At 53.5% G+C, this 19,673-nt stretch carries 21 protein-coding genes; 16 read left to right on the forward strand and 5 right to left on the reverse strand.

All coding sequences use genetic code 11. The features are described 5' to 3' along the window. The first annotated feature begins 30 nt into the window (after window positions 1–30). The 10 genes from ACWXTG_RS04885 (at window position 31) to ACWXTG_RS04930 (ending at window position 9,025) form a co-directional block, all read left to right on the forward strand. Window positions 31–1,083: a phage tail fiber domain-containing protein gene (locus tag ACWXTG_RS04885; RefSeq protein WP_480220905.1), complete on the forward strand. Its 1,053-nt coding sequence runs from the start codon at window positions 31–33 to the stop codon at window positions 1,081–1,083. Between the two features lie 234 nt (window positions 1,084–1,317). Next, window positions 1,318–1,608 (forward strand): phage holin family protein, encoded by a 291-nt coding sequence (locus tag ACWXTG_RS04890; RefSeq protein WP_480220906.1) that lies wholly within the window; start codon window positions 1,318–1,320, stop codon window positions 1,606–1,608. Beyond that, window positions 1,601–1,882 carry a hypothetical protein gene (locus ACWXTG_RS04895; protein WP_480220907.1) on the forward strand — a complete coding sequence of 94 codons (282 nt, stop codon included), beginning with the start codon at window positions 1,601–1,603 and terminating at the stop codon, window positions 1,880–1,882. Before ACWXTG_RS04890 ends, ACWXTG_RS04895 begins: the two co-directional genes overlap by 8 nt. 347 nt (window positions 1,883–2,229) lie before the next feature. Further along, window positions 2,230–3,906 carry a phage terminase large subunit gene (gene terL, locus ACWXTG_RS04900; RefSeq protein WP_480221212.1) on the forward strand — a complete coding sequence of 559 codons (1,677 nt, stop codon included), beginning with the start codon at window positions 2,230–2,232 and terminating at the stop codon, window positions 3,904–3,906. Between the two features lie 1,450 nt (window positions 3,907–5,356). Beyond that, on the forward strand, window positions 5,357–5,569 hold the full coding sequence (locus ACWXTG_RS04905) for a DUF7249 family protein (protein WP_480220908.1): 213 nt from the start codon (window positions 5,357–5,359) through the stop codon (window positions 5,567–5,569). A 131-nt stretch (window positions 5,570–5,700) separates the two neighbouring features. Next, on the forward strand, window positions 5,701–5,994 hold the full coding sequence (locus ACWXTG_RS04910; RefSeq protein WP_480220909.1) for a hypothetical protein: 294 nt from the start codon (window positions 5,701–5,703) through the stop codon (window positions 5,992–5,994). 10 nt (window positions 5,995–6,004) lie between these two features. Further along, window positions 6,005–6,262: a hypothetical protein gene (locus tag ACWXTG_RS04915; protein ID WP_480220910.1), complete on the forward strand. Its 258-nt coding sequence runs from the start codon at window positions 6,005–6,007 to the stop codon at window positions 6,260–6,262. A 525-nt stretch (window positions 6,263–6,787) separates the two neighbouring features. Then, the gene (locus tag ACWXTG_RS04920; RefSeq protein ID WP_480220911.1) at window positions 6,788–7,144 is read left to right on the forward strand and encodes a phage protein NinX family protein; all 357 of its coding nucleotides are present in this window, start codon (window positions 6,788–6,790) and stop codon (window positions 7,142–7,144) included. Beyond that, a complete protein-coding gene (locus ACWXTG_RS04925) occupies window positions 7,141–7,371 on the forward strand; it encodes a hypothetical protein (protein WP_480220912.1) in 231 nt (76 codons plus the stop codon). The genes ACWXTG_RS04920 and ACWXTG_RS04925 overlap by 4 nt, the downstream gene beginning before the upstream one ends. A gap of 628 nt (window positions 7,372–7,999) precedes the next feature. Beyond that, complete coding sequence (locus ACWXTG_RS04930; protein ID WP_480220913.1) at window positions 8,000–9,025, forward strand: tyrosine-type recombinase/integrase; 1,026 nt, start codon at window positions 8,000–8,002, stop codon at window positions 9,023–9,025. 325 nt (window positions 9,026–9,350) lie between these two features. Here ACWXTG_RS04930 and ACWXTG_RS04935 read toward each other — a convergent pair whose 3' ends face one another. Together ACWXTG_RS04935 and ACWXTG_RS04940 are read right to left on the reverse strand one after the other, a co-directional pair. Next, window positions 9,351–9,653 (reverse strand): hypothetical protein, encoded by a 303-nt coding sequence (locus ACWXTG_RS04935; protein WP_480220914.1) that lies wholly within the window; start codon window positions 9,651–9,653, stop codon window positions 9,351–9,353. A 17-nt stretch (window positions 9,654–9,670) separates the two neighbouring features. Continuing rightward, window positions 9,671–9,880 (reverse strand): hypothetical protein, encoded by a 210-nt coding sequence (locus tag ACWXTG_RS04940; protein ID WP_480220915.1) that lies wholly within the window; start codon window positions 9,878–9,880, stop codon window positions 9,671–9,673. A 340-nt stretch (window positions 9,881–10,220) separates the two neighbouring features. Between ACWXTG_RS04940 and ACWXTG_RS04945 the strand changes: the two genes are divergently transcribed. The 6 genes from ACWXTG_RS04945 to sugE all read left to right on the forward strand — a co-directional run bounded on the left by ACWXTG_RS04945 (window position 10,221) and on the right by sugE (window position 16,970). Beyond that, window positions 10,221–10,469: a hypothetical protein gene (locus ACWXTG_RS04945; RefSeq protein WP_309565449.1), complete on the forward strand. Its 249-nt coding sequence runs from the start codon at window positions 10,221–10,223 to the stop codon at window positions 10,467–10,469. A 284-nt stretch (window positions 10,470–10,753) separates the two neighbouring features. After that, window positions 10,754–12,205, forward strand: a complete 1,452-nt coding sequence (locus tag ACWXTG_RS04950) for a TolC family protein (RefSeq protein ID WP_480220916.1) — start codon at window positions 10,754–10,756, stop codon at window positions 12,203–12,205. Continuing rightward, on the forward strand, window positions 12,202–13,254 hold the full coding sequence (locus tag ACWXTG_RS04955; protein WP_480220917.1) for an efflux RND transporter periplasmic adaptor subunit: 1,053 nt from the start codon (window positions 12,202–12,204) through the stop codon (window positions 13,252–13,254). The genes ACWXTG_RS04950 and ACWXTG_RS04955 overlap by 4 nt, the downstream gene beginning before the upstream one ends. A gap of 14 nt (window positions 13,255–13,268) precedes the next feature. After that, entirely contained in the window at window positions 13,269–16,409 is a 3,141-nt protein-coding gene (locus ACWXTG_RS04960; protein ID WP_480220918.1) for an efflux RND transporter permease subunit, read from the forward strand. Window positions 16,410–16,437: 28 nt separating this feature from the next. Next, window positions 16,438–16,623, forward strand: coding sequence for a hypothetical protein (locus ACWXTG_RS04965; protein WP_309565453.1), 186 nt, complete (start codon window positions 16,438–16,440; stop codon window positions 16,621–16,623). Window positions 16,624–16,652: 29 nt separating this feature from the next. After that, window positions 16,653–16,970: a quaternary ammonium compound efflux SMR transporter SugE gene (gene sugE / locus ACWXTG_RS04970; protein WP_480220919.1), complete on the forward strand. Its 318-nt coding sequence runs from the start codon at window positions 16,653–16,655 to the stop codon at window positions 16,968–16,970. A gap of 9 nt (window positions 16,971–16,979) precedes the next feature. On the opposite strand, the gene ACWXTG_RS04975 is transcribed toward sugE, so the two are convergent. The 3 genes from ACWXTG_RS04975 to ACWXTG_RS04985 are packed head-to-tail and all read right to left on the reverse strand — an operon-like array spanning window position 16,980 to window position 19,671. Next, window positions 16,980–18,641, reverse strand: coding sequence for a TadG family pilus assembly protein (locus ACWXTG_RS04975; RefSeq protein ID WP_480220920.1), 1,662 nt, complete (start codon window positions 18,639–18,641; stop codon window positions 16,980–16,982). 8 nt (window positions 18,642–18,649) lie between these two features. Next, a complete protein-coding gene (locus ACWXTG_RS04980; RefSeq protein ID WP_480220921.1) occupies window positions 18,650–18,916 on the reverse strand; it encodes a DUF3613 domain-containing protein in 267 nt (88 codons plus the stop codon). Then, the gene (locus ACWXTG_RS04985) at window positions 18,913–19,671 is read right to left on the reverse strand and encodes a tetratricopeptide repeat protein (RefSeq protein ID WP_480220922.1); all 759 of its coding nucleotides are present in this window, start codon (window positions 19,669–19,671) and stop codon (window positions 18,913–18,915) included. Before ACWXTG_RS04985 ends, ACWXTG_RS04980 begins: the two co-directional genes overlap by 4 nt. Between the last annotated feature and the right edge of the window lie 2 nt (window positions 19,672–19,673).

The raw sequence follows: 19,673 nt of genomic DNA on the forward strand, positions 1-19,673 counted from the left end.
TCTCTTTTTAACGCAACCTATGAGGATTACGTGACACTATCACGTCATATAGCATATGGGGACGGCTCCAATCGTATCTTTGGAGTGCCCTTCCCCTACATAAATAAGTCCCACGTTAAAGTTTATGTGGGCACGGCCAGCGAGACTCCTGCTGAGGTGGTCTGGCTATCAGCCACTCAGTTCCAACTCGCAGAAGCGCCCGCAAATAATGAACCCGTAAGGATCATCCGTGACACGCCTAAGGGTTCCCGCTTAGTTTCATTCAACGATGGCTCTCGGTTCCCTGCCCAAGTAGCCAACCTGGATAGCCTCCAGATGCTGTTCATTCTCCAGGAAATCATGGAGGGGACAGACATTGGAGGAGCATTGGAGGAGCTACAAGGGCTGGTGGAAGCTGCTACAGAGGCGGCGGCGGAAGCGGCTGATAGTGCGTCCGCTATTAGCTTACCCCTCCCAGTCACCTCTGGCGGGACGGGCGTGTCGAGCTTAGAGGCGCTTTCAGAGTCCCTTGAGTTGACAGAAGCTGCACGTACTGAGATAGGCGCAGGGGCGGGAAACCTAGTAGCCCTGGCGGACGAAGGAACCCTGCCCGTCTTGAGCGGTAAAAACCTAGTTCAGGTGGCGGGGAGGTTTCTTCAAAACCGAAGCGTAGCGTTTTGGGAAAGGGCTTCAGTCGCGGGGAATGTACCCCTCGACGACACGATCCCCCAAATAACTGAAGGGCAGCAGATATGGTCTGCCAGCATTACCCCAACTCAAATAGGTTCGAGAATAGCCATAACCTTCGAGGTATGGGCATCCTCCAGCAGCGGCGCTATCACCCCTGTGGTCTTCTTGTGTCAAGAAGGTATTCCTGACGCTCTTGTAGTTTCCGCAGTTACTTCCCCAGGCACAGGCCACATGACCCTTCAACGGGGAACATATGCGTTCATCACGGAATCACTCGCGCCTGTCAATTTCTCACTAAGGGCAGGTGGCGGCGGAGTCGCAACGGCCATAAACATTAACGGGGCAACTTCCCGGTACTTCGCGGCGAAGATGTCTTCCAGAATATACATCGAAGAGGTAGACAGTGGACTTTAATGCCTTAGGCCCCCTTCTCAATAGGCTTGGGGCTTCCTACATTTTGTGGGAGAGCGTCCCTACGTTCAATCTCGCAGCCGACCCCGGCGCAACCTACCACCAGCGCTTCGGGTTCACCATTGGCTGGTCTATACACAACACAGCACCCCTCCCCTCTGAGGAAGAACTTCAGGCTCTCCATGAGTCCCTCACTGAGGAAGACCCTCAGCTTCCTTTAGAGTTACCACCTAACGAATGATTCACGACGACGCAACTAAGGGCGTCCTTGGCCTCGGTGCTATGGGCGTCCTGGTGGGCGTAGGAAAACTCCTTACCACCAATGAGAAACTCACTTGGCGTGTCTGTGTAGGACGCGCTATTGCTTCAGGCGCACTCGGTATGTCCGCTGCTGCTGTCCTGGTGTTCGTACCTACCCTCTCCTTCGCGGGACAGCTTGGCGTGGCAGCTATGCTTGCCTCCTTAGGCACCAGCGCTCTTGAGGCCCTCTTCGCCCGCATCACAGGGGGAGGCACAGGTAATGGCTAAAGCATCTAAAGCAGCGCTTGAAGCCCTCTTACCAATCCTCGCTGAGAAGTTGGCAGAGGTGCTTAAGAACGGCGTCCCTGTAGTGGATAAGGAGGGTACTGTCTACACAGCGCCCGCCCCAGCCGCTTTCTTCAAGGAGGCCAGGGAATTACTGAAAGACAACAACATTCAAGCTCTCGATGTCCCCGGAAGCCCTATGCACAAGCTGGCTCATGGGCTACCATTTGGGGCAGAAGAGATTGAGCAAATGAACGCCTCATCTGACGTTCACTAAGGAGACACGAAGTGCCACTAGCAGAACCTATAGTCCAACCGATAGTACAACCAATAGTCACCCCCATGTACTCAGACGGGGTTAGACCCTCTATCGTGCAACCTATCAGCGAACCCATTGTTCAACCTTGGGTGGCTCCCCCACTCCCTGGGCCTAGTGAGCCTTCGTCCATCCTACCTTCCCCGCTCCCACCAGCCGATACGTTCTTTAACGGCATGAACGATGCAATTACGCTTATTGCCGCGTTCTTAACCTGAGCAATACCAATGTAGCACCCGCTACTTAATCGTTGAACCTAGGCCCCTTTGCACACGCACTGGGGCCTTTTTGTTACTTGAGAGGATCATATACCAGCCAAGGTTGTAACAGACCCGGTTAAAGCCGATTTTAGAAACTTCCTATTCTTAGTCTGGAAACATCTTAACCTTCCAGACCCCACCCCCGTACAGTACGACATTGCGAACTACCTCCAGCACGGCCCAAAGCGCTGCTTAATTGAAGCGTTCCGGGGCGTAGGTAAAAGCTGGATTACCTCAGCCTTTGTCTGCTGGCTCCTCCTCAACGATCCGCAGCTAAAGATTCTCGTAGTGTCCGCCTCAAAGGGACGCGCTGATGACTTCTCAGCGTTCACCAAGCGCCTCATTGCTGAGATGCCTGAGCTTGCCCACCTCAAACCGAGGAACGGCCAGCGCGACTCAATGGTGGCCTTCGATGTTGGGCCAGCGCGTAACTCCCACGCACCTTCGGTTAAGTCCCTCGGTATCACAGGCCAGCTCACAGGTTCACGTGCGGACATCATCATCCCGGATGACATTGAGGTGCCTAGCAACTCCCTGACGCAATCCATGCGTGACAAGCTGGCTACGCAGATCAAGGAGTTCGAGGCCCTGCTATCCACCAAGCCAGAAGCGCGGATCATCTTCCTGGGTACCCCTCAATCGGAGATGTCCATTTACAACCTCCTTCCCGATAGAGGCTATGAGGTTCGCATATGGACTGCGAGGTTCCCCGCGCTGAAAGACCTGGAGAAGTACCAAGGACGCCTAGCTCCCTTTGTGAATGACCGCCTGGAGCGCGATGCCTCCCTGGTAGGTACCTCTGTGGATCGCAAGCGCTTCACAGATATTGACCTCATGGAACGCGAAGCGTCCTATGGCCGCTCAGGGTTCGCCCTTCAGTTCATGCTGGACACGTCTCTAAGTGACGCTGATCGTTACCCTCTACGCCTCCGCGACTTGATCGTCCTAGACGTGGATAACGAGGTCGCCCCCGTTAAGGTAGCGTGGAGCGGCTCCCAGGAGAATGTCCTTCAGCAGCTACCGAGTGTTGGCTTTACTGGCGATAGGTACCAGAAGCCTATCTTTATCTCGAAGGAGTTCGCAGGATACACAGGCTCGGTAATGTCCATCGACCCCTCAGGCCGTGGCTCCGATGAGACGGGCTATGCCGTGGTGAAATCTTTGAACGGTATGCTGTACTGCCCCGCAGCCTCGGGCCTCGCTGGGGGTTATACCGACGAGAACCTTCGGAAGCTCGCCGAGGTAGCCAAGCAGTATCAAGTCAAGCTCATCCTGATTGAGAGTAACTTTGGGGATGGGATGTTCACGAAGCTGTTCACGCCCTGGCTGGCGATAGTGGGCTACCCCTGCACCGTTGAGGAGGTACGCTCGGTCGGCCAAAAGGAACGCAGGATTATTGACACGCTAGAACCCGTCTTGAATCAGCATCGCCTAGTGTTCTCCGAAGCAGTCATTAGGGAAGACCTTAAGCGCGAGGACGCCCAGTACCAGCTCATGTACCAGATGACCAGGATCACAAAGGATCGGGGATGCCTTAAGCACGACGATAGGCTGGACGCCCTGGCAATCGCCGTGAAGTATTGGACTGAAGCGATGGATCGCAATATGGAGACTGTACTCCGGTCCCACCGCGAGAAAGCCATGGACGACGAGCTGAAGAACTTCTCCAGGCATGTGTTTGGGATGAAACCTAAGGCCACAACCTGGAGTTCTACAGGGCATTAACAGGACGCATAGCTGTGCCCACAGCGCACAGAGTAGCCCTAGGAGCGATTTAAAAGAGTCGCCCTAGGCTACCCCCTTAGCGGCCTTAAAATAATCGCTCCTTTGCATTCTCAAAATGGCTTGTTATTTCATATAGATCATCGACTTACGCAATAAGTGGGGGGTTAAGTGCCCACTATAGGGAGACCAGGGGTGAAATATACCTAGACTGTACACCTAAAGATAACCTTAAGTGTTACCTAAGGTGTGACTTTAGGTGTTACCTTAAGTGTTACTTAGACTGTCTCACTGATGTGATGATGATATTAGTTATCTACCACAGTCTAGGTACTCTTCAGCCCCTACTCCTGGGACAGATGGGGTAAGACGTAAGGTACACAGGCGAGTAGCTCCCGTAGCTTTATTAACTATGGCTACCTTGCCGCTTATCCCTAGAGAGATAGTCTCAAACTTATACTCGGTTTTAACCATCAACAGACAGGCACCTATAATGATGGATGATATGATTATCGCCTTTGGGGTACTCACGCAGTTCCTCCTTATGGGTGGCCGCGAGTGTATCCTTAGGGTCAAAAATTTACTACAAAAATGTGAAGTGTCACCTCGGTAGGTCGCCGCTGAGTTATCCCCCCGGTGGGGTAGCTGGGTGGCTGGCCTAGGGGTAGCTTTGGGAGGCCCGCGGACTAGGGCTTAAAGCGGCTCCCGTGTGCGCATAATGTACACGACCGCGCGCTAACCTATTGATATTTAGGGGTATGCCTTGGATGTATAGTCCAGAGCGGCCCTAAGTAGTGCCTAAAGTACCGCCCGGATTGGCCTGTGCGGCTTATTTTTTCGTCTTATCAGTTTTATTGATGATTAGCTAAACATTGATAAGTATTTTCAATCAATATTGCTAATATCTGTGCGTTTTTCTTTTAACACTATATATTGTGGTTTTCGCCCTAGGTAAACACAATATGTTCAACATATAGTATCCATAACCACTAATTACACTACATATAGTGTCACCGACAGGCCGCACCACAAGATAACTTTATGCTCACTTAGGGCTTGACTCACAGTTCCACTTCTGGAACAATGGGAACCAATGCAAGACCGGACTAGCGGTATACACTAGGTAACGCGGCGGATGCCTTAGGGACAATGCGTTAGTAGATTAAACAAAAGGGCCTTTTCTATGTGAGGGCCTTTCTCTTTAATCAACTGTTCCACTTAAGGAACAACAACAATAGGAGGCTTAAGGATGTTCACTCACTCATATAAATCAGGCTGGATACATGGCTACCTCGATAAGGCGGAATGCTCTTATCAGTACCAGGACGCCCAGGGTAACTACATCATGGGAAAGGCTAAGTCATACCGCGCCGCCCAGCTCGCAATCACTAAAGCATTAAAAGATATTTAATTAACAGTTCCACTATCGGAACAATAACTAGGAGATTACAAAATGACTAAATATAACGGATGGACAAACAGGGAAACATGGCTGATTAACCTATGGTTCAACCCTGAAAGCGTTGCGGATGTAGAGGCAGCGGAAGCAACACTTGAGGAAGATATAGAGAACTTGCCGGATTATCTCAAGGACTTCATCAACGTCGGTGCCATTGACTGGGAGGAGCTTAAAAGTCACTTCGAGGAAGAAGAGGAAGAAGACTAGCGCCCTTATTGCGTCTAACTGTTCCACTTAAGGAACACACGGAGCGAGTCTTGCAATCGGTACGCCTTAAGCCCACGCCTAGGGTGTACCCGTGGCAATCCCGCCAAGTGAAACACGAAAGGAAATGCACCATGACTACAGCAAAGAAGCTGAGTAAGGCTGAACTGATAGCAAAGAAAGATAGGGAAATACTAGAGCTTAAAGCACAGCTCGCTCATGTGTATCACTTTGCCACTACTGAACTACATAAGGCTGGTATGGATAGGTTAATGGGTAGCGGTGTGCTTCTTCAGTTGTCCGCCTTAGGGGGACGCGAAATTATTAATCCGGTGGTAATAACGGACGGCCTAAGTAAGGAAACTATAGAAGCGATAAAGGCTGACCTTAAACGCAGTTATGAATTAACTATTCGTTTCAAAGTGTGAGGACTTCATCATGATAAATCTTATTAATGTTCGCTTTTTCACGTATGGCTACCAGGAAGAAGAAGAAGAAGAAGGCCATGCGGAGTTACTGGAGATTACCGAAAGTTGCTTTAAGGCGCTTAAAGATTCTCCGGGAGCATCTCTAGTGTATGAGCGCCATACGGTACGCGAGCATGGCTGCTCGCAAATATGCTTAACAGTAGAAACGCTGGATATGCAGTTCGCGTCTGATCTGGAATTAGTCCCTGGATTTACAGGGAAGCTTTAAGGGGGGGGGGGGGCTGTCATGGAAGAGTTACTACTAAAGATGGCTACCGATATGCAGCGCCTCCAGGCTTATTTTCCCTACCGGGTGATCTGGGGTGCTATCAGTCCCGATGGTACCAGCTACGTGACGGGGGCAAATACAACCAAGCGCCAAATGAATGCGCAATCGCGCTTAGGCTGGGCTGTATACCAACTCGCATAAGGAACATTCCCCTAGGGAGCCTTTACGCTTCAGGCGATGAGGGCTTCACGGGGGAATGTTCCCGGATAACCAATAAGGAATAACAACATGTCATTAACCCTCGCCCTGATAGTGGTGCTTTTCGCGGCCCTGGTCACATCTTAAGGGGCGCGTCATGTACGGATTATGGGCCAATAAGTACGGGTGGTTTGCCTCTCGGGGCGGGTTCACCCTTCAGCTAGACGATATGGTATGCCTAGAGACTGAAAAGGATGCGCAAGACTTCATCCTAGAAATGGGGCTAGGCGACCTTGTGCAAATTGTACGGATTGAGGAGTTATAAATATGAAGGTCAGAACAAGTGAACTAAAGGGAGTCGCCCTAGATTATGCAGTGGCTAAGGCCCAAGGGTACGCTTTAAACGACTTGCGGTCTTTCCTAGGTGAACAATGGACAGGCGGAAAGCGTTGGCACGACTCATGGGCAAAGTCTGGCCCAATCATTGAACGGGAGAGGATTCAAATTGCTGTCATTGATGACTCCGCGCCTATTTTATGGGGAGCGAGCCTCTCGGAACCTTTCAAAAAATTAGAGAGTGTCCATTACCAGATGGGCCATACACCTCTAATCGCCGCGTTGCGTTGCTTTGTAGCGGCCAAGCTGGGGGAAACCATAGACATACCCGAGGGGCTTCCATCATGAACGCTAAACGCCGAAAAGCCTTGGCTGACATCAAGGAGCGTATATCCGCCCTCCTGGAGGAGGTAGAGAGCATAAGCCAGGAGGAATATGAAGCTTACGAAAACATGCCCGAGGGTATCAAGGATAGCGACCGAGGGGAAAAGTCTAGCGAGGCTATAGAGCAGCTATACGCCGTCACGGAGTCCCTGAGCGAGGCCATCAATGAGATTGACGAGATAACAGGATAACAATGACTATGAAAACATCTATCAATAAACAAGCATTCCGTTTTAATATTCGCACGGCCCAGGGTATCAGGCATGGCTGCTGCTATGCTGCCAACGAATGGGCCGTCCTGGACAACTTAAGGGCGCTCTACCCTGCCGCTGAGTGGATTAGTGCAAAGCCTTGTTAAGTTTGTCAGATAAGACTACAACTACAGCGTCTTGGGGTTTATCCTTAGGGCGCTGAATGATGTAGTTTGTAGGTGTAACCCGCAACAACGAAAGGGTATAAAAATGGCTATCAAGCTAGAACAAATAACACGCTCAAGACTGTTACACGTCACCCTATCCACCCTTGAAGGATTGAGGGGGGCTACGGGGGTGAAAGATTTGCCTGTAACTGGGGCCGCTGTGTTTCTCCATGTCGCTCTACGCGGGGAGACGCCTCAAGGCGACCTAGTTGAGGCTACCAAATCTTCCAAGCCAGCCATATCCCGTTACCTTGGGCTGTTAGGGCCTCAGGGGTGCGGGTTATTGGATGTGGAGGAAGACCTTGCGGATCAGTACCGCCGCAAACTCGTCAGGCTGTCCCCTAAAGGCAAGGGACTGCTTGATACCATTCTAACCACGCTAAATAAAGGAGCTGAAGCGTATGAGTCTATTTCAGAGAGGAACAAAGAAGATATGGCAGATTAAATTACCTAAACCCGATGGCTCTTATCTCCGGGTTTCCTCGCAGACCACCGATAAGAAAAAAGCCATGGAGCTGCACGATAAGCTAAAAGAGGAACTCAAAGGCCGCGCCTTTACTGCCGCTAGTCACCCTAACCCGCTACTGACACTTCAGGCAGGGTTCGAGAAAGCGATGAGGCAGGATTGGGCAAAGCAGCGAAGCCCCCAAACCGTGCAAATCAACTTTAACCGTGTACTGAGATACGTTCGAGGCAGTACCCCGCTCTCAGCCATTAACTCCGCGCTTTTATGGGACTTAGTGGAAAACCTAAGGGATGAAGAGCTTTCCGACTCGTCTATTAATAGGAGCTTGGCTGTAATCTCCAAGATTCTCCACCTAGCAAAAGACCGCTGGGAAATAATAGGGAGTATCCCTAAGGTACCAAAGCTAAAGGAAGACAAGGGCCGCTTGCGGTGGCTACAGGAGGGTGAAGAATCCTTAATATTGAAGCACTTCCAGGAACGCCAAGACCAGGACATGATTGATCTGGTTCCCGTGTACTTGGATACAGGGTGCCGAAGGAATGAGATTCTAACCCTCGTCAAGGAACATCTTTTGCTCGACCACAAGGCGATTCAAATAGTGAACGCCAAGACCTCGGCATTCGATGTCCAGCCGCTTACAGACCGAGCTTTTTCGATACTAAAGCGGAGGGCAGAGGCTGTTGAAAAACGTACCGATCCGCTCTTTAACGTGGCACCTAGAACCGTCTCTGAGCGTTTCTTAAAGATGCGCAAAGAGGTGTTTCCTGGAGACAATGAACTATGTGTCCATACCCTACGGCACACGACAGCAAGCCGTTTAGTGTTAGCTGGGATGGACATACGGCGTATCCAAAAGTATATGCGCCACGAGAGCATAGAGACCACCCTGAGGTACGCTAAACTTAACGAGTCGGCCAAGGCTGAGGCGGTACGAACGCTTGAGACGCTGGCCCTAAGTTAGGACGTGTAGGGTAACGTGCAGTTGTGTACAAAGATGTGTCTTTAAACCCCAAAACTGAAGAAAAACTCGGGGGTATAAAGTGGGCACAAAACCTATAGAATTATCATAAGGTGTTGAATTTAAGGCACTTTAAGTAGGAAACGAAAGGCGGCCATTTGGTCAAACTTGGATTTAGGTTCCAGCGCCGCGAGGCGTGAGAGTTCGAGTCTCTCCTTTCGCACCAATGACTTACAGGAATGTAGTTTGAATTCGAACTAAAATGTGTAGTCATTTGTGTATTAACATATTCCCGCTCTAATTGTCCTCTTTGGAAGAGCAGCAATAATTAGATATTAGGAATATCCATCAAGGTGCGTTCGTTGTATGGCTGATGCATTTCAATGGTTTCGTGACCATCTGGAAGCATTTTAACCAGTAGCGGTTCGCCAATCATCAATAATCCATTGATCTCAAACAATGGACGAACGGTTTGGCCATTCTTGATGGCTTTCACCACGTCAATAGCCCTTGCCAATTGCGGTTGCTCAATCCACTCTCGTGGATCATGCTCATCAATCACGCCCCACTCCACATGAGTGACATCTTGACCGCCATTTCCGAACCTAACTGCTTTCACGATGGAAATCATGACTGCATTCCTTTTTACTAAACGGCTTTTTCAAGACCGTTGATGTAGGAAGCTGCATATTGCCAACCTGCATCTTTCGCTTCTTCCGGCGTCTCGTAAATAAACTTTTGTTGATCTGGAGGGCCAACAAATCTGCCATCAACCAAGACCAGCCACATGAATCCAATATCATCCACCGCTTTAAAGACGACTTGCACACTGTGGTCTTTGTAGTATTGAGTATCCATCTTTTCCTTCTTCAGGATTTGCTGTTGAGAAGGAGAATGTGCCTGCTCTAGCTAGCATTTTCAATGCATTACAGCTTATTTGGATGTAAGAATGACTTAACCTCAATAGTTTATCAATCAGCTACTCCCCACAAAATGTGGCGTCGGGATTTTTCGATACTCGGAAGGGATGCTCTGAAAAGTGATAAAATGCTTATCGGCCTATGTATGCCGAAGCTGACATGAAAGGCCGAAGCCAGCCGTACAAAAAGGCCGGTATAAATTAATACCGGCCCGTCTGTTTGACACATCATCCAAACCTAGCCAATATCGACACGTTCACGCACATAGAAAGTCAATTATGCAAAGCACTATCAATCAAGACGAAATCAATATGTTACGTGCCGAGCTCGAAATCCTCATGCGGGAGCGCCAAGCATTGTTGAAAGTTGCAGGTGCAGCTGCAGGCTTGATTGCCGAATTGGACAGCCATGATCTGCCATCAGGAACTGAAGAGGCTGCCGAGCTACTGGCAAGCAGCATCAACACCCTCTCCGAAGAAACACTGCAAGATGCCTTGAACTCAGTCCAGGCCATTATTGCAGGCTAGCATTACTATTCTTTCGGGGATTCATAGATTCCCACCAGCTTGCTTTTTGCCAGCACTTTTCCTTGCAAACTATTCTCTCAATGTTACCTAACATCAATACCAAATTGAATCACGACAAACTATAGATAGTGCATCCCTACAATTGCAGCGGCAGCGAAATGTTCTGATGCGTTTCCAACAAGCTGCATCTTTATCAGCAGCAATAGGTACGCTTTGCATTGACAACATTGCCGCCAACCACTACAGGTTGTACCATCGCATGTGGAGTGAACATTGGCGGCGCGATGAAAACAATAAAACGACCGCCCGGACTATGGACTACGATGACCCTGTGCAGCTTGCTGGCAGCGGGATGCGGCTATCAGCAATACCAGGCGCACCCGCTCGCGGCAGCCCACGGGCATGTCTCGTTACGGGCGCACGATACGGGAGATAGCGGCTTTCTGGCCTATTTGCATGAGGAGGGCTATGCCAGCCGGCCTGAGCAATGGGGGTGGCAGGAGCTGATATTCTGCACGCTGTATTTCCATTCCGACCTCGATGCTGCCCGCGCCCAGCTGAGCCGCGCCATGGCCGCCATCACCACTGCGGCGCAACGTCCCAATCCCAGCGTTTCAATCGGCGCCGGTCGCCGCAACGAGCCCGAGGTTCCCGAGGTCTACAGCCTAAGTTTCAGCATCCCGGTGGAAACGGCCGGCAAGCGCCAGGCCAGGATCGACATGGCGTCCAACCTTTCCGAAAGCGCGCGCCTCAATATCGCCCAGACCACCTGGAACCTGCGCTACCGCCTGCTTTCAAGCTGGATAGAGTTCAATGCCGCGCACCAGAACCTGTCCATGCTCAAGCAAGAGGCGCAGCTGCGCGACGAGATCGTTTCCATGCTCACGCTGCGCTTGCAGGCCGGCATGATTTCAAGCGTCGAACTGAGCAATGCCAGACTGCAATGGCAGAAGGCGCAACAAACCTTGGTCGAAGAGCAGGGACGCATCGATGAGCTCAAGACCCAGCTTGCCAGCAATGCCGGCCTTCCGCTGGATAAGTTCGATCAATTGCAGTTGAGGCTGCATGCCACCGAGCAATTGCTCGGGATGCGGCGCGATATCGACATCACCAATGCCCTTAACCCCGCCGCGCAAGACGCCGCCCTGCTCAATCGCGTGGATATCCGGGCAGGCCTTGCAAACTACGCGGCAAGCGAGGCGCGCCTGCGCCTGGAAATCGCCCGGCAATATCCTGATATCAGCCTGGCGCCCGCTTACAACTATGAAGAGGGATTCCACATCTGGTCGCTGGGCATCAGCAGCCTTCTGAACGTGCTGCACCGCAACCAGGGGCAGATCGCCGAAGCCAAGGCGCTGCGCGAAACGGAAGCAGCACAGTTCGAGGCGTTGCAAGCACGCGTCATCGCCTCCATGGACAGCGCCAGAAGCCGGTACCGCTCCGCGCTGCTGGCGCTTGAGCAAGCCCGCGGCTTGTACGAAGCCCAGCAAACCCAGGCCCAACAAGCCAGCCTGCGATTCGAGCACGGCTTTGCCGACCGCCTCGAGCTGTTCACTTACCGGCTGGAGAATGTGTTGGCCAAGCAGCGGCTCCTTGCTGCCGAATATCAGGTGCAACGTGCCGCGGCAGCGCTTGAGGACAGTATGCAACTGCCGCTGGAAAACCTTGACCAGGTTACAGCGCCTTCCCGCCATTCCACTATCCAGCGCCAATCGTTTCAGAAAGCCAAGTCATGAATAAAAAAGCTGTCGCCGTCATCATCGTCCAGGCTTGCATGATCGTAGTGCTGCTCTGGTTGCTGGTGCTGTTCAGCAAGGACGAGTTCGAGGCGTTCAATGAAGAGGAAGAAATCGAAAGCCCGCAACGCGTCCAGACCGAGGCAGGCATCAGCACTATCGTATTGAGCGCGGAAACCCAGCAGCAAAGCGATATCCGCACCGCACCCCTCAACATGACCAAGTATCAGCCCATGCTGGAAGGCCTGGGCAACGTGCTCAGCCTCGATGGGCTATTGAGCTTGCGCACCCAATACATGAATGCCTTGGGCGACCTGGCGGTTGCCCAGGCATCCTTGAGCAACAGCAAGAACGACTATGAGCGCCTGTCGCTGCTCAACCAGCATGACCGCAATATCTCCGACCGTATGCTGGTAGCAGCGGAAGCCCTGTACAAAAGCGACCTTGCCAAGCTGCAGGCGCATGAAGCGGCGCTGGAAAACCTGCGTTACACCGCGCGCCAACAATGGGGCGAACGCTTGGGGCTGGGCATGCTGGAGCCCAAGCCCAGCGCAGAAATCAACGCCCTGCTCGAATACAGACAGGTGTTGCTGCGCATTGTCCTGCCACCGCAGCAGGCCGAGGCCACCCAGACCCTGCGCGTGACCCCGGTCGGCAGCGGCATCCCTCCGGTCACGGCGCATTTGCTTGCCCTATCCCCGCAAGCCGACCCGGTGTTGCAAGGCAAAACCTATTTCTACACCGCGCCCGCCACCAGCCTGCGGGCAGGCATGCGCCTTAGCACGCGTGAGCTTGATACCGCCAATATGATGACCGGCGTGGTGATACCGCAACAGGCGGTCGTCTGGTATGGCGGCAAGGCGTGGGTATACCGCAAGCACGATGCCGACAAATTCGTCCGCGAACCCATCAACACGGATATTGAAAGCGATAACGGCTGGTTCAACCGCGACAAGTTCAAGCCCGGCGATACCATCGTCACCAACGGCGCCCAGCTTCTGCTCTCGGAAGAGCTCAAGTACCAGATCACCAACGAGAATGACGATTAGGAGCTGATGCCACCATGATGTCGGCCCTGATCCGTTTTTCCATCCGCCATAGCGGCGTGATGATGGCACTGGCGCTCATGCTGGTGATTTATGGCATATACAAGACAGTGCATAGCCATCTCGATGTCTTCCCCGAGTTCGCCCCCACCCAGCTGATCATCCAGACCGAGGCCCCCGGCCTCTCGGCCGAGCTCGTCGAGTCTCTGGTCACTCAGCCACTGGAAAATGGCATTGCCGGCACCGTCGGCATCGCTAGCATACGCTCGCAATCCATTCCCGGGCTGTCGGTCATTACGGTGATCTTTGACGAATCCACAGACATTTACCGCAACCGCCAGGTGGTGGCCGAACGGCTTTCCACGCTCAACAGCACTTTACCCGCGGGGATTGTCCCCAACATCACGCCATTGACCTCCTCTGCCAGCACGGTGTTGGGCATTGGCCTGACTTCGGATATCAGGACGCTCAGCGAGTTGCGCACATTGGTGGATTGGACGGTCAAACCGCACTTGATGGCCGTGCAGGGCGTCGCGGATGTCAATGTGTTCGGAGGAGAAGTCCGCCAGTTCCAGGTTCAGGTCGATCCTGCCAAGCTGGTGCGCTACAACGTGTCGCTGCAGCAAGTCGTGGATGCGGTCAGCCGCAGCACGGCCATTCGCGGCGCCGGCTTCATCGAGAACAATAACCAGCGCATCATCATCAATACCGAAGGCCAGGCCTTGAACCCGCAGCAACTGGCGCGCACGGCCCTGCTGCATGTGGCCGGGCAGACGCTGCGCATCAGCGATATCGGCCAGGTCGTCGAGGGAGCCGTGCCGTCTATCAGCGCGGCCGCCATCAACGGCAAGGCCGGGATATACCTGTCGATCCAATCCCAGTTGGGCGCCAATACCAAAGGCGTCACCCAGGCGGTCGAAGCGGCCCTTGCCGAACTCGCCCCCGTGCTGGATGCCCGCGAAGTCACGCTTCATCCTGAATTGTTCCGCCCGGCCAACTTCATCGAAACCGCTATCGACAGCGTGCAGACCGATATCCTGATCGGCTCCGCCCTCGTCATCGGCATCCTGTTCCTGTTTCTCTTCAATGTGCGGGCCGCGTTTATTTCCGCCACCGCCATCCCGCTGTCTCTCCTTGCCGCCATCCTGGTCTTGCAGCAATTCGGCACAGGCCTCAACATCATGGTGCTGGGCGGCTTGGCGATTGCGCTCGGCGAGGTGGTGGACGACGCCATCATCGATTCGGAAAACATTTTTCGCCGCATCCGTGAAAACCGTTTGCGGCCAGTCCCTGCGCCGTTGCACCTAGTCGTTTTCCAGGCTTCCATGGAAGTACGCAGCTCGGTGGTCTATGCCACGTTCATCGTGGCCCTGGTATTCCTGCCCTTGCTCACCATCGGCGGCGTGGCCGGTAAGCTGTTTGCACCCCTGGGGATGGCCTACATCGTGGCGATCATGGCGTCGCTGGTCATCGCGCTGACCGTAACGCCCGCGTTGTGCTACCTGCTGCTCGGCAACTCCGCCAACCTGAAAACGGAAGACTCCCCCATCATCCGCTTCATCAAGCGCCATTATGTACGCTGCCTGCGCGACATCGAGCAGCATTACAAAATCCTGATCGGGGTCACCCTGATGCTGATCGCCCTGGGCCTCACCACGTTGCCGCTGTTCAAGACCCAATTCATCCCCAGCCTGCATGAAGGCCACTACATCATGCACATGACAGCCGTGCCCGGCACTTCTGAGCAAGAATCCCTGCGCATCGGCAAGAAGGTGACAGAAGTGCTGCAGAGCATCGAGGGAGTGCGTTCGGTAGCCCAATGGGTGGGCCGCGCGCCGAACGCCGCGGACACCTTCGGCACCCATTACAGCGAGTTCGAGATCGAGATAGGCGCGCTATCCGGCGCAGAGCAAAGCCGCATCCTCGAAGACATCCGTGAAAAACTGTCCGGCATGGACGACGACGGGCCGGGCTATCCAGGGTTCGTCGGCGTCAATTTCGCCATCAACACCTTCCTCACCGAGCGCATAGAAGAAACCATTTCCGGCTATGCCGCCGCCTTGGTGGTCAATATTTACGGACGCGACCTCGACGGCCTCAACCGCGATGCGACGGCGGTGGCGACAGCATTGGCCGACACCCCGGGGGCAACCGACGTGATGATCCAGTCTCCTCCCGGGACGCCCCAGTTGGTGATCAGGCTGCTGCCGGAGAAATTGCTGCAATTCGGACTGCATCCCAGCGATGTGCTGGATACCATCCGCATCGCCTACGAAAGCATGCCGGTGAACCAGGTCTACCATGGCAACCGCGTCATCAACGTGGCCGTGGTGCTTGCGCCCGAGGCGCGGCAGAATATCCAGCAAGTGGGCAAGCTGCCATTGCGCAACATCGAAGGCCGCATGCTCCAACTCAAGGATGTGGCGGATATCCGCCAGGAAAACGGCCAGTCCAAGATATTGCACCAGGGAGCAAAACGCATCCAGACCGTCACGGCCAACGTCAAGGAAGGCGACATCCATGCCTTTTACGAGCGAGCACGGCACAAGATCAATGCCGAGGTGGCCCTTTCGCCCGGCAACTATCTCGCATTCAGCGGCGAAGCCCAGGCCGGCAGCCAGGCAAACCGGGAGCTCTTCGCGCACTCCCTGCTGGCATTTGGCGGGATATTCCTGTTGCTCTACATTGCGCTCGGCAACCTGCGCAACCTGACGCTGACCTTTTTCAACCTGCCGTTCGCATTGATCGGGGGCATCTTCGCCGCCGTCATGGCGGGAGGCTGGATATCGATAGGCTCCATGGTCGGGTTCGTGACCCTGTTTGGCATCACCTTACGCAACTCCATCATGCTGATCTCGCACTACCAACACCTGATCGACCACGAGGGGCTCGAATGGAACCTGGAAACAGCCATACGCGGCGCATCGGAGCGGCTGCCTTCCATCCTGATGACGGCGCTCGTCACAGGCCTGGGGTTGCTGCCGCTGGCCATCGGCAGCGGCGAACCCGGCCGCGAGATCGAAGGCCCCATGGCCACCATCATCGTCGGCGGCCTGGTGACCTCCACCGTGCTCAACCTGCTCATCATGCCGGCCATCATGCTGCACCTGGGACGCTTCGAAAAACAGCCATCCCGAATGCAAGAGCCTATGGCCTAACTGCCAGGATTCTCTGTAGAATAGCCGCATGAAATCGGCGAAACAATGGATGTTGCTGGCTTTGCTGTGGTCAGCCCCGCTGGCTGCGGCCCCTGCTCCCTGGTACCTCTGGCAAAGCAAGCTGGACGGCAAGCTGGTTTGCCTGCAATCCTCGCCCGGCCAGGGCTGGACGCAGGTCAAGGGCCCATTCAAGGACAACAACTGCCGCCATTGAGGCAGCGCATCACATATTTAGGATTTTCCATGGATTGGCTTACCCTCTTCATCGCAGGCCTGCTCGAAGTCGTCTGGGCAGTGGGCCTCAAATACAGTCACGGCTTCACGCGCTTCTGGCCCAGCGTCGGCACCGTCATCGCCATGGTGCTCAGCGTAGTGCTGTTGAGCCTGGCGATGCGCTCGCTGCCCATGGGAACCGCCTACGCCGTCTGGGTGGGAATTGGGGCCGTGGGTACTGTGATCATGGGGATTTTCCTGTTTGACGAACCGACCAGCGCCACTCGCCTGGCCAGCGTCACGCTCATCATTATTGGCATTATTGGGCTCAAGCTGGCTACTCCTTGACTTATTTAGTCATCGCAAAAGCACTTGAGCGTTACCCAAACCAACATCGTCTAGTATTACAGTAACGCCAGCGACGTCAATCCCCAGCATTCTAAGCAAGGGATCCAATACATTGGCTGTCACAGTCGTCAACAAAGGCACAACCAACTGATTTATTACGGGTGTGATAACTGTGTTGATAATTGGCTTGATAACAAAATCAAGGCACAATCCAATAAGACATACATCCTCAATAACAAGCTGACTCGATTTTGTATACTCTGCAAGACTCTTTGTGCCTGCAGAGCTATTCGCTGATTGCGATAAATGATCAGCAACAGGATGATTTACATCAAAGATGATCGCATTATTCGAAGGCGAAGATTGAGCTGGATTATCCCGAAGGCCAACATTGGTACTAATAATCCCGGCTAATGCTCTAATTTCCGCTGGTTTAGATGAGTCACTTGTGCTGGTCAATCTTAAATTGATTAATCCAGAATATGGATTAATCACCACATTTGTTCTATTTCCTTGTGTACGAACCTCCATTAATTCAGCCCGGCCCTGAGCCACTTCAAGCGAAAGTTTGAGATCTACAGATGCCAGAACACTCAGCACATCAGAAGGAAATATATTAGTTTCAACTCGTACCTGTGCAGTTCTCGCCACCGTACAAGCCACCCCGTTTACTGCCGGCGGACCAATAGCTAACTGAGGCGGCTCAATCACACGGATGCTCGTCTCAATATTAGCCAGTCCAAGCAAACTAATTCCTAATGGCACATGAATGGCATTGCTACCATTCGCAACAAAAGCAGCGGTGGTAATGAGGTTCAGAAGATTGACCTGAGTGCTTGCTATCGCATTGGCATCTGGATTCGATATTTTTAACACATCAGCCAAACGTAAATGCAGTGACTTGACTGTACCGGTAGCCAAATAGCCTAAATTTTCAACAACAGCGCCCAAACCTGGCTCGGAGGGATTTCCATTTTGATCTACTGCGGTTTGCAAAAGCGTGAAGAACTGGCCTAATGAGAGATTCATATTCAACAATTCAGAAACTGAACCTACATTTGAGTTTACCTTCACCAAATCCAGTAGCTTGATATTGGTATTTAATAATCCATCGTATGAAACCAATCGGATGTTGGAGCCTAAAATCCCACTCAACAAATTATTCAATAAGTCAGCATCGGCAACCATAGACCCTGCTCGAAATGCCGCAACCGGAGCACGCACCGCGGCAACCGCCTCCGCCTGTAACACAACCCGCTGGTTGAAAATCCCTCCGGCAATCAAGCTGGAAGGCACTTCCTGCGTCGCCAGGACATGCACGGCACGCCGCTCCCCATTAGCGACGAAGGTACGAACCCCTCCTTCATCGGTGCTGTAACCGCCCAGCTCCACTACGTTTGGCGGAGCAAGCAGGCTCCCTTGGTAGCCGTTTGCCATCGCCGCGCCCTGCGCCGCCATTCTGTAGACATCGCTATTATTTTGCACGCACCCGCCCACCTGCCCCCCGGCAGCGATGGCGGCCATGTCCGCAATGTTCTGGAGTTTACGCTTTTCCATCCACATGCGGCCGCTATCCACGGCCACTGCCACGAACAGCACCGCCATCATGAGCGTCAACACGCCGAACAGGCCGATGGCGCCTTGCTGGTTTTTTTTACTTGTTTTATGCATGGACTGCATCATTGGCGGTTGAACTGGCCCGGATCAAACCGTTCGGGAATAGGGCGCGTGAAGCTTTCGAGATAGCGCTTGTGGATATTCTCCATGGCAGGCCCCGACAGGTATTGCTTGTTCAACGATGCCTGGCTGCCTTCCCGCTGCAACTCCAACCACCTTTCGGCCTGGGAGGATTGCTGTTCTTGCGCCTGATTGCTGCCGGCTTCTGCAAAAGCGCCCGCAGAGAACAGGCTTATGGACAACAGGGCTATCATTTGCCGTTTCATCATTGCACTACCTCCAGTTGCGGACTCAGGATGCCAGTGCAAAGCTGGGTGTTGCCGTAGCAGCTACCCGATGAGAATTGCTGGCGCTGATTGACCTTGAATGCAGGCAAGCCGCTGGCCTGGCGTATCCCCTGCAGGTGTTGTTCCGTAATGTCGAAGTCGCGTGCAAGCTGGGCGGCGCGTTCATCCTGGCCTGTCTTGTACATCAGCATGACGAGGTTATGGATGGCCAGCCGGTTATTGCCGTCCAGCTCGATCGCAGTGAGGAGCTCGCTCAGGGCCGACTGATGGTCGCCATACATCATCAACGCATAGCCGTAATCCCCCCTGACCTTGCTGTCCACCGGCAGCATCCTGCTAGCGGACTTAAGAAAACCGATTGCCGTTTCATGCTGCTCCTGCATTTCCGCCAGCAGGCCCAGCCCTTGGTATGCCAAGCCGCCGACGCAACTGCCAAGCAGTTGCTGATACAGCTCGCCAGCCTGGTCGAACTGCGCCGTCTGGCGCAAGGCATTGGCGCGGTACAAGCGGGCCGCAGGCGAGTCGAGCTTGGCCGCATCCAGGAACGCCAGCGCGGCATATGCCTTGCCTTCGGCAAGCACCTTGGCGATCATTTCCAGTTGCGTCCTGTCCTCCTGGGTGGTTTCCGCGCAGCCCTGCTTGCCGTTTTTCTGCTCCTTGCCGTCGGCCAATCCAGGCAGTGCCGCCAAGGAAAAGCCGATCGCGCACAATACACCGATCCATCGAGATTTTTTCATTT

The organism is Methylobacillus sp. DLP286, from assembly GCF_056636515.1.

Coding starts and splice junctions, on each gene's coding strand:
- ACWXTG_RS04890 (WP_480220906.1), top strand. CDS start 1,318: ATGATTCACGACGACGCAACTAAGGGCGTCCTTGGCCTCGGTGCTATG.
- ACWXTG_RS04895 (WP_480220907.1), top strand. CDS start 1,601: ATGGCTAAAGCATCTAAAGCAGCGCTTGAAGCCCTCTTACCAATCCTC.
- ACWXTG_RS04905 (WP_480220908.1), top strand. CDS start 5,357: ATGACTAAATATAACGGATGGACAAACAGGGAAACATGGCTGATTAAC.
- ACWXTG_RS04910 (WP_480220909.1), top strand. CDS start 5,701: ATGACTACAGCAAAGAAGCTGAGTAAGGCTGAACTGATAGCAAAGAAA.
- ACWXTG_RS04915 (WP_480220910.1), top strand. CDS start 6,005: ATGATAAATCTTATTAATGTTCGCTTTTTCACGTATGGCTACCAGGAA.
- ACWXTG_RS04920 (WP_480220911.1), top strand. CDS start 6,788: ATGAAGGTCAGAACAAGTGAACTAAAGGGAGTCGCCCTAGATTATGCA.
- ACWXTG_RS04925 (WP_480220912.1), top strand. CDS start 7,141: ATGAACGCTAAACGCCGAAAAGCCTTGGCTGACATCAAGGAGCGTATA.
- ACWXTG_RS04930 (WP_480220913.1), top strand. CDS start 8,000: ATGAGTCTATTTCAGAGAGGAACAAAGAAGATATGGCAGATTAAATTA.
- ACWXTG_RS04935 (WP_480220914.1), bottom strand. CDS start 9,653: ATGATTTCCATCGTGAAAGCAGTTAGGTTCGGAAATGGCGGTCAAGAT.
- ACWXTG_RS04940 (WP_480220915.1), bottom strand. CDS start 9,880: ATGGATACTCAATACTACAAAGACCACAGTGTGCAAGTCGTCTTTAAA.
- ACWXTG_RS04945 (WP_309565449.1), top strand. CDS start 10,221: ATGCAAAGCACTATCAATCAAGACGAAATCAATATGTTACGTGCCGAG.
- ACWXTG_RS04950 (WP_480220916.1), top strand. CDS start 10,754: ATGAAAACAATAAAACGACCGCCCGGACTATGGACTACGATGACCCTG.
- ACWXTG_RS04955 (WP_480220917.1), top strand. CDS start 12,202: ATGAATAAAAAAGCTGTCGCCGTCATCATCGTCCAGGCTTGCATGATC.
- ACWXTG_RS04960 (WP_480220918.1), top strand. CDS start 13,269: ATGATGTCGGCCCTGATCCGTTTTTCCATCCGCCATAGCGGCGTGATG.
- ACWXTG_RS04965 (WP_309565453.1), top strand. CDS start 16,438: ATGAAATCGGCGAAACAATGGATGTTGCTGGCTTTGCTGTGGTCAGCC.
- sugE (WP_480220919.1), top strand. CDS start 16,653: ATGGATTGGCTTACCCTCTTCATCGCAGGCCTGCTCGAAGTCGTCTGG.
- ACWXTG_RS04975 (WP_480220920.1), bottom strand. CDS start 18,641: ATGCATAAAACAAGTAAAAAAAACCAGCAAGGCGCCATCGGCCTGTTC.
- ACWXTG_RS04980 (WP_480220921.1), bottom strand. CDS start 18,916: ATGATGAAACGGCAAATGATAGCCCTGTTGTCCATAAGCCTGTTCTCT.
- ACWXTG_RS04985 (WP_480220922.1), bottom strand. CDS start 19,671: ATGAAAAAATCTCGATGGATCGGTGTATTGTGCGCGATCGGCTTTTCC.